Raw genomic sequence first — 8388 nt, 5'->3', positions numbered from 1 at the left:
GGCCATTAGTCCCGACGGGCTCTATCGGTGAAGCGTCGGGACTAATGGCCCGAGGCCACCCAGAGTCCCTCCCACAGAAGGCACGCGGCACCGGCAGCAGTACGACTTCACGGCACTCGTTTGCGTCGAATGCGATCTGAGACAAAGTGCAGGGCTCTGATCGGGGAGGCTCACTTCCAGCGCATCGCCAACGCCGGCAGCAATCGCGCCAGCCGCTGCGCCCATTCGCGCTGGCCGGCTTCGTCGGCGATCAGGTCCTGGCGGATTTCCAGTTCGACATGCAGCAGCCCGCGCGCCTCGGCGTGGACCGGCACCGCGTAGTCGCTGGTCTCGCTGACCGCGTACGGCTGGTTGTCGCCGACCACCAGGCCTTCCGCCTGCAACGCATCGCGCAACGCGTGCGCGATGCGGCCGTCGCGGTTGTACAGCACGCCGGCATGCCACGGCCGTTCGAAGCCATTCATGCGCGGCGTGAAGCTGTGCATCGCGATCAGGATCGTCGGTTGCCCGGCGGCGGCGCGCGCGTCCAGCTCGGCCTCGATGCGCGCGTGGTACGGCGCGAAGATCTCGCTGGCGCGCGCCTGGCGTGCCTCGTCGTCGAGATCCTGGTTGCCGGGCACCGCGGTGCCATCGCTGGTGGTGACGATCGAGGTCGGCGAGGTCAGCGGCCGGTTGCAGTCGATCACCAGCCGCGAATAGGTCTGGGTGATCGCGAACGCATCCAGCAGCCCCGCCAGCAGACGGGTGGTGCCTTCGATACCGATGTCCCAGCCGATGTGGCGGTCCAGCTCGACCTGCGGCAGGCCCAGCTCACTCAGCGCGCGCGGTACGCACTGGCCGGCATGGTCGGCCAGCAGCAGGAACGGTGAAGTGCCATCGGCGTGGTGCACGGTGAACGGCGGCGGGTCGTCCTGACCCAGCAGCGGCGAACCCATCGCGGAAGACGCATCAGCCACGCAGGGTGCCGTCCAGGTCGTGCTCGATCATCCACAGCCCGGCCCAGAGCTTGGCGTCCATCTGGTAACCCTCGCGCATCTTTTCGACCAGCCACGCCGGGGCATGCTGGCGCGGCACCGCGTGCACGACGATGTCCTCGGTGGCGTCGCCACCGCCCTCGCCGATCTTGCGCAACCCGGTGGCGCGCACGAACGCGATCTTCTCGCTGCTGCCGCCGGAGGAGGTCGGGCCGATCATCAGCACCTCGGCATGCTCGGCGGTCCAGCCGGTTTCTTCTTCCAGCTCGCGCGTCGCCGAGGCCTCGATCGACTCACCGGCCTCGATATCACCGACCAACCCGGCCGGCATCTCGATCGTGCGCGCCTGCAATGGCACGCGGAACTGCTCGACGAACAGCACCTCGTCCTGCGGTGTCACCGCGATGATGATGGCCGCCAGCCCGCCGGCATGGACGCGTTCGGAATACTCCCAGGTACCGCGCACGACCATGCGCTGGTATTTGCCTTCGTAGACGACCTTGGGTTCGGCATTGCTGTGGGTCATGGATGGGGAGCCGGGATTGAGGATTGGGGGAGGGTTCGGGCTGGGGTCTTTGCTCTTACGAGTCCCCAAACCCAAATCACGAATCACATGCCTGAAGCAACCGCCGCCGCGTGAGCGGGCCGAAGCGCAGCGCATCGCACAGGCCCGTCAGCATGCCTGCATCGGCGCTGGCGCGGCGGTACGCAGTGGCGCTGGTATCGACCGGGGCGTCCAGCGCGATCGTCGACAGCTGCCGCCACAGCAACGCCTGTTCGCGCTGTTCGCGCAACCGTGCGGCGACCTGGGCGGCGCCGCGCAGGCGCAGGAACGGAACCTCGTCGATGCGTGTCAGCAGCACGTCCAGGCTGCCGAAATGCGCCAGCAGCACCGCCGCGGTCTTGGCGCCGACGCCACTCACGCCGGGGATGTTGTCGACCGCATCGCCGCACAGCGCCAGGTAGTCGGCGATCTGGTGTGCATGCACACCGTGACGTGCCTTGACCCCGTCCGCACGCCAGCGCTGCTGGCGGGCGTAGTCCCACTGCTCGTCGTGCTCGCCGAGCAACTGCGAAAGATCCTTGTCGGCCGAGACGATCACGCCATGGAAGCCATGCGGTCGCGCGCTGTGCAGTGCACTGCCGATCAGGTCGTCGGCCTCGTACTCATGGTGCGCCAGCACCGCCAGCCCGAGCGCGGCGCACAGCGCCTTGCAGTGCGCGAACTGGCGACGCAGCTCATCCGGCGCCGGCGCACGGTTGGCCTTGTAGGCCGGATAGAGCGCATGCCGGAAGCAGCTGTCCAGCGCCTCGTCGAAGGCCAGCACGATGTGCTCGGGGCGCTCGCGTTCGAGCAGCTCCAGCAGGAAGCGCGCGAAGCCATGCACCGCATTGGTCGGCCAGCCCTGCGCATCGCGGAACTCGTCGGGCATCGAATGCCAGGCCCGGAATACGTAGAGGCTGGAGTCGATCAGGTACAGCGGCTTCATGCGCGATGTCCGTACTGGCCGGGGCGCTTTTCTGCATGAATTTTCACTTCGTCATTTCCGCGAAAGCGGGAGGTGCCTTTCAGCGGCCCGAAGGGCCGATCATCCAAGGACTTTGGCCTTTCGAAGGCAACGTCCATGGCTTCCCGCTTTCGCGGGAATGACGAGTCAAGAAACTCGCGCGCCCCAGACACCATCACCCCACCCAATCCGTCAACAACGCCGCCGCATCGGGCCGCTCGCGCTCCGGCGCCTGCAGCCGGGGCGTGCCGATATGGATGAAGCCCACGATGGCCTCGTCCGCCGCCAGTCCCAGCTTCGCTGCCACCGCCTCGTCGTAGGCCATCCAGGCAGTCAGCCATTGCGCGCCGAAGCCATGGGCCTGCGCCGCCTGCAGCAGCGCGAAGCAGACGCAGCCCGCCGTCAGCAGTTGTTCCTGCTCGGGTACCTTGTGATCCGGCTGCAGGCGCGCAATGACCGTGACGATCAGCGGCGCGTAGGAGAAGCGCAGGCGGTCTTTCTCGAGGACCGCCTCCGGCGCCTTCGGGTCGCGCTGCAAGGAACGTTCGCCGACGAACTTGCCGAGTGCTTCGCGCGCCTCGCCAGCGATGCGCAGGAAGCGGAACGGGACCAGCTTGCCGTGATCCGGCACCCGCACTGCCGACTGCAGTATCCGCAGCAGGGTGGCGTCGTCAGGGCCCGGTTCGCCCAACTGCTTGGAGGGCACGGAGCGGCGTTCATCCAGCGCCTGCAGCGAATAAAGGGTGTGCATATTGTCGGTGTCGAGCATCGTGGCCGGATTATAGACGGCGAGCCTCGGCCGCCAGGGACGACCCGGGCTCTGCTCGTCGTCCTCGCCTCGGTGGCCGTTCGACAGCGAAAAGCACTCCGCGGAAGGGACCCACGCCAGCGGCTTCTTCAGGTCATCCGGCCAATACGCCAAGGGCAAGCCGGTGGTCCGACATGCCCGGATGTCCCGGCTTCGCAGGCCTCCTGCCGGCGCCCGCCCGACCCCCGATGGCGATGATTAACGCCGCCTTCAACCGCCTGCGGGTCATAGTTGGGCGGAGCCTGGACGACGCGTCCGGACACCTGTCCGGATGCGTTTGCTTAATTCAGCCCCGCCACCCGTGTCCATACGGCAAGACGCAGGACATGGGCGCGGATTACGATGTAGCGCTCGGTAGCACCGTTCGTCAGGATAGGAAATGCGCATGTCATCACGTTCCTGTATACGCCATCATGCCTACTATCGGCGGGCGGGTGCTTGGGGCGCGGCCGCTGTTTCTCTTCCTGATTTCAGATCACCGCCTGCAAGGGTGGGGAGCCTTTGCGCATGACGTCCAATCCCGGCCTCTCCGGGCATCCGGCGCGGGATCAACGCCTGCTCGAACAGGCGCGCGTGGCATTTCTGCCTGCGTTCTCGCAGGCGTTCACCTCGGCGTTGGCGCGTTTCGACGATGTGTTGTTCGACCGCGCCGATACCGCTGGCGCGTCGCAGATGCTGTATCTGGACGGCATGCGCGAGCTGCGCCGGCGGCGTGACGAGATCGCCCAGCGGCTGCGCGCGCAACTGGAGCTGGCCTGGCACGGGCTGGAGCAGGGGCTGCCGCTCTCGGCCGAGGTGCTGCTGGCCGGTCACGGCAGCAGTGGCGGCGCGCTGAGCCTGGTCCCGGAACACGAGCTGGAATCGCGGCTGGCGGTGCGCAACCTCGCCAGCGTGCTGCTGCGCGAGTGCAAGCCGGTGCTGGCGCGCATCGACCGTCGGCTCGGCTGGATCGCCGGTGGCCTGGAAGTAGGCCCCGACACCAACCCGATCGGCCCCGAGCACATCGGCGCGGCGGTGCACGAGGCCTTCGCCACCAGCGAGTTCGCCCCGGAGATCCGCCTGGTGCTGATCAAGCTGTGCGAGCGCGACCTGGCCGAACCGTTGGCCAAGCTCTACCTGGCGCTGGACGAACAGCTCGCCAAGGCCGGTGTGATGCCGGAGATCTCCCAGCCGCGCCGGCCAGCCCCGCGCCCGGCGCCGCGTGACAGCGACGATGAGCAGGATGCCGAGGGATACGTCAGCGCAGGCGGCCACGAGGACGACTACGACTACGCCGCACCGGCCTGGGCCAGCCGCTTCGCCAACCGTTGGGCGCACGGCCGCGGCCGGGCACAGGCAGCCCAGCGGGGTCGCGAATCGCTGGACGAGCTGGGCGATGATTACACCGGCGCGGCCGGGCAGGGCGTGCTGCTCGACGCGCTGCACGAGCTGCTGCAACAGGCGCGCGGCATGCGCGACGGCGCCACGTCGGCCGCTTCGGTCGCCTCGGCGGCGGCCGCGCAGCAGCGCCCGCTCAGCCAGCGCGAGATGTTGTCGGTGCTGTCGCTGCTGCAGGCCACGCCCAGCGCCACGCTCAACGCGGCGATCGGCGAGCAGGGCGAGTCGCTGGCGCAGCGGCTCAAGAGCGAGGTGCTGTCGGGTGCGACCCGGCTGGGCGTGGACCCGGCCAGCGCGCGTCTGGACCCGATGGACGAGGACGCGATCGACCTGGTCGGCATGTTGTTCGACGTGATGCTGGACGAGCGTGATCTGGAAGGCCGCTCGCGCGAGCTGATCGGCCGGCTGATCGTGCCGTTCGTGAAGGTCGCGATGCTCGACCGCAAGATGTTCGTGCAGAAGACCCATCCGGCGCGACGCCTGCTCAACTCGCTGGCCGAAGCCTGCGAGGGCAACACCGGCGACAGCCCGGCCGAGCGCGTGCTGATGACCAAGGTCGAGGAGATCATCGAGCGACTGGTGGCCGAGTTCAACGAGAACCTGGCGATCTTCCTGACGCTGGAAGAAGAGTTCCGCGAATTTCTCGCCCAGCACCGCCGCCGGGTCGAAATCGCCGAGCGGCGTGCCGCCGAGACCCAGCGCGGCCAGGAAAAGCTGGACATGGCGCGCGCGCGCGCGCAGCTGGAACTGGAAAAGCGCCTGATCGGCAAGATGCCGACCGCGGTGGAGGAATTCCTGCGTCATCCCTGGCAGCACAACCTGACCATGGCGATCCTGCGCGATGGCGAGGGTGGTCCGGCAATGGCCGAGGCATTGGCGGTCGGCGATGGCGTGCTGGAGGAACTGGCCGAGGCGCGTCGCCACATCGTCGGCAAGCCATGGTTGCAGACCTGGCAGGCACCGTTGCAGAAGGTATTCGGCAGCGTCGGCCTGCATGGTGATGCGGCGACAGTGGCGATCGGCGCACTGCACGACACCTTGCAGGCGGTCGCCGAGGCGCGTCCGGACCTGGAACGGCCGCTGCCGGAACTGCCCGCGGTGGCATTGCCGCAGCCTGTGCCGGAAACGGCGGCGGTGGATCTTGGCGTCGAGGCGAGGACCGACGATTTCGACAACGCCGATGCCGATCGTTTCCGCCATATGCCGATCGGTACGTGGCTGGACTTCATCGACAAGGACGGCAAGGTGCAGGCCGGCAAGTTGTCGTGGGTGAGTCCGATCTCCTCGCGATTGCTGTTCGTCAATCGTCGTGGTGTGCGGTTCTGTGTGGCCTCGCCGGAGGAGCTGGCGGTGATGGTGCGGTTGGGGCGGTTGCGGCCGCATGCCAGTGATGGGGCGTTCGATAGTGCGATGCAGGGTGTGATCGATAAGCTGGATCCGCAGGTGAGTACGGTTTAGGTCTGCGGTTGTTTTCGTGCAGGTGTTGAGCCTGCGTGTTTCGTACCGCCCCCTCTCTGCTGTCGTCGTTTCCGCGTAGAGCCTGACCCCGCGAAGGCGGGGGCAGGAACTCAGCGCCTTCTGCGTCATCTCTCCACCGTCGTGCCTGCGAAGGCAGGGACCCAGCGGCTTCCGCGCGATCTCTCTACCGTCATCCCCGCGCAGGCGGGGATCCAGTGACTTCTGCGTTATCTCTCTACCGTCATCCCCGCGAACGCGGGGGCGAAGCGCCACTGTTTGCGAGCTACTGGCTCGCGTGGTGCTGAGCGCCATCGGGCTATGCCCGATGGCCGGGGATCGAAGATCCATGGACGTTGCTTCTTGGGTTTGACGTTGCAGCGACGGCAAAGGCAACAGCAACAGCTTTCGCTCCTTCGGAGCGAGTCACCTTTCTTTGCTCGTGCAAAGAAACGTAACCCAAAGAAACACGCCCCAGTCCTCGCGCCCTTCGCTGCGCTACGGGTGCACTGCGCCAGCGGGATTTTCTGACGCGGCATCCATGCCGCGGCAGAAAACGACGTGCATCCATGCACGTCGCCCTTCGGGTTTTTCCCGCTGGCTCCGCCGCTGCGGATGGGGCCCCCGGGTAAGTCAAAGTCCGAAGCAACAGCAAAGGCAAAATCACGAGCAACGGCAACGGCAACGGCAACCGCAACCGCAACCGCAACCGCAACCGCAACCGCAAAGCTGACGGTGACGGTGACGGTGACGGTGACGGTGACGGCATGGTTGTTGGTTGGTCCGGGGGCGTGTGGGGTGCTGGGGCTTTCCGTAAAACGGGTTTGTCCGAGCGTGCCTGAAGCCGAGCAGGCTCGGTTCCAGGTGTTCGGTCGAGCCGTTGCCGGTTCGGGCGCTCTGTTAGCATCGCCAGCCGACATGGGTCGACATCCGGGAAGGCAAGGCATGGCCGTGCAGGTGCTGGTGGTGAAGGAACTGGCCGGGGGCGAGCGCCGTGTGGCGGCGACGCCGGAGACGGTCAAGAAGCTGGTTGCGCTCGGGGCGGGGGTCTGGGTCCAGGCTGATGCCGGTCGTGCGGCGGGTTTCCCCGATGATCTCTATCTGCAGGCCGGGGCACAGGCGGCGCCCGAAGATGCGATCGGGCAGGCCGATCTGGTGCTGTGTGTGCAGTCGCCGGATCTGACGCAGCTGGCTCGGCTCAAAGCCGGTGCCAGTGTGGTCGGCATGCTGTATCCGGGCGCCGATGCGGCACGCGGTGAGGCGCTGCGTGCCGAGGGCATTCATGCCTTCCCGCTGGAGCGGCTGCCGCGCACCACGCGTGCGCAGGCGATGGATGTGCTCAGTTCGCAGGCCGGTATGGCCGGTTACAAGGCGACGCTGATCGCTGCGCAGTTGGCGCCGCGTTTCTTCCCGATGCTGACCACCGCCGCCGGTACGATCCGGCCCAGCAAGGTGCTGGTGGTCGGGGCTGGTGTGGCGGGGTTGCAGGCGATCGCCACCGCCAAGCGGTTGGGTGCGCAGGTGGAGGGCTTCGACGTGCGGCCGGAAACCCGCGAGCAGATCGAATCGCTGGGCGGCAAGTTCCTTGACCTGGGCGTGAGCGCGGCAGGCGAGGGCGGCTATGCACGTCAACTCACCGACGAGGAGCGTGCCGAGCAGCAGCGGCGGTTGGCCGAGCATCTCAAAGGTATAGACGTGGTGATCTGCACGGCGGCGGTGCCGGGACGACCGGCGCCGAAGATCGTCAGCGCGGCGATGGTGGCCGGGATGAAGCCGGGCAGTGTGATCGTCGATCTTGCGGCAGAGACGGGTGGCAATTGCGAGTCGACCGAACCGGGCAAGACGGTCGAGGTTGGTGGCGTGACCGTGGCCGGTCCGCTGGATCTGGCCAGCATGGGGGCGGTGCATGCGAGCGAGATGTTCGCGCGCAACGTCTACAACTTCGTCGCGTTGTTCCTGAAGGACGGGGCGATCGGGTTCGATTGGGATGATGAGTTGCTGGCGAAGACGCGCTGGGTGGAGTGAGGTTTTCGCTCGGGTGTGTTTTGTGCTGTTTCGCTGTCGTCGTTCCGGTGCAGAGCTTGGCCTTGCGAAGGCGGGGCGGGGATCGCGATCTCTCCATCGTCGTCCCCGCGTAGGCGGGGACCCAGTGACTTCCGCACCAGCCCTCTACCGTTCCCCGGTATCTCTCTACCGTCATCCCCGCGAAAGCGGGGGCGAAGCGCCACGGCTTGCGAGCCACTGGCTCGCGTGGTGCTGAGCGCCA

Annotated in this window: 7 protein-coding genes; 3 read left to right on the top strand and 4 right to left on the bottom strand. The window is 67.1% G+C overall.

Features of this window, described 5'->3' with window-relative positions:
• Positions 1–170: 170 nt before the first annotated feature.
• The 3 genes from AC3WJE_RS20620 to AC3WJE_RS20610 all read right to left on the bottom strand — a co-directional run bounded on the left by AC3WJE_RS20620 (position 171) and on the right by AC3WJE_RS20610 (position 2464).
• Positions 171–935 carry an N-formylglutamate amidohydrolase gene (locus AC3WJE_RS20620; protein ID WP_493732714.1) on the bottom strand — a complete coding sequence of 255 codons (765 nt, stop codon included), beginning with the start codon at positions 933–935 and terminating at the stop codon, positions 171–173.
• A 13-nt stretch (positions 936–948) separates the two neighbouring features.
• Positions 949–1500 (bottom strand): NUDIX hydrolase, encoded by a 552-nt coding sequence (locus AC3WJE_RS20615; RefSeq protein ID WP_493732713.1) that lies wholly within the window; start codon positions 1498–1500, stop codon positions 949–951.
• 76 nt (positions 1501–1576) lie between these two features.
• Positions 1577–2464: a 5'-3' exonuclease gene (locus AC3WJE_RS20610; RefSeq protein ID WP_493732712.1), complete on the bottom strand. Its 888-nt coding sequence runs from the start codon at positions 2462–2464 to the stop codon at positions 1577–1579.
• A gap of 5 nt (positions 2465–2469) precedes the next feature.
• On the opposite strand from AC3WJE_RS20610, the gene AC3WJE_RS20605 reads away from it, so the two are divergent.
• Complete coding sequence (locus tag AC3WJE_RS20605) at positions 2470–2625, top strand: hypothetical protein (protein ID WP_493732711.1); 156 nt, start codon at positions 2470–2472, stop codon at positions 2623–2625.
• Between the two features lie 32 nt (positions 2626–2657).
• Here the strand turns inward: AC3WJE_RS20605 and AC3WJE_RS20600 are convergent, their stop codons facing one another.
• Positions 2658–3251 (bottom strand): nitroreductase family protein, encoded by a 594-nt coding sequence (locus AC3WJE_RS20600; protein WP_493732710.1) that lies wholly within the window; start codon positions 3249–3251, stop codon positions 2658–2660.
• A 546-nt stretch (positions 3252–3797) separates the two neighbouring features.
• Between AC3WJE_RS20600 and pacR the strand changes: the two genes are divergently transcribed.
• Positions 3798–6125 carry a PacR family protein gene (gene pacR, locus AC3WJE_RS20595; RefSeq protein WP_493732709.1) on the top strand — a complete coding sequence of 776 codons (2328 nt, stop codon included), beginning with the start codon at positions 3798–3800 and terminating at the stop codon, positions 6123–6125.
• Between the two features lie 948 nt (positions 6126–7073).
• Entirely contained in the window at positions 7074–8147 is a 1074-nt protein-coding gene (locus tag AC3WJE_RS20590) for an NAD(P) transhydrogenase subunit alpha (protein WP_493732715.1), read from the top strand.
• Positions 8148–8388 lie beyond the last annotated feature (241 nt).

The sequence above is a fragment of the Pseudomonas sp. GW821-FHT07E12 genome (genome assembly GCF_058986605.1).
Note: the sequence above shows the minus strand (reverse complement) of the source record. Positions and strands in the feature narration are given on the sequence as shown.

Coding starts and splice junctions, on each gene's coding strand:
- AC3WJE_RS20615 (WP_493732713.1), bottom strand. CDS start 1,500: ATGACCCACAGCAATGCCGAACCCAAGGTCGTCTACGAAGGCAAATAC.
- AC3WJE_RS20600 (WP_493732710.1), bottom strand. CDS start 3,251: ATGCTCGACACCGACAATATGCACACCCTTTATTCGCTGCAGGCGCTG.
- AC3WJE_RS20620 (WP_493732714.1), bottom strand. CDS start 935: ATGGGTTCGCCGCTGCTGGGTCAGGACGACCCGCCGCCGTTCACCGTG.
- AC3WJE_RS20610 (WP_493732712.1), bottom strand. CDS start 2,464: ATGAAGCCGCTGTACCTGATCGACTCCAGCCTCTACGTATTCCGGGCC.
- AC3WJE_RS20605 (WP_493732711.1), top strand. CDS start 2,470: ATGTCCGTACTGGCCGGGGCGCTTTTCTGCATGAATTTTCACTTCGTC.
- pacR (WP_493732709.1), top strand. CDS start 3,798: ATGACGTCCAATCCCGGCCTCTCCGGGCATCCGGCGCGGGATCAACGC.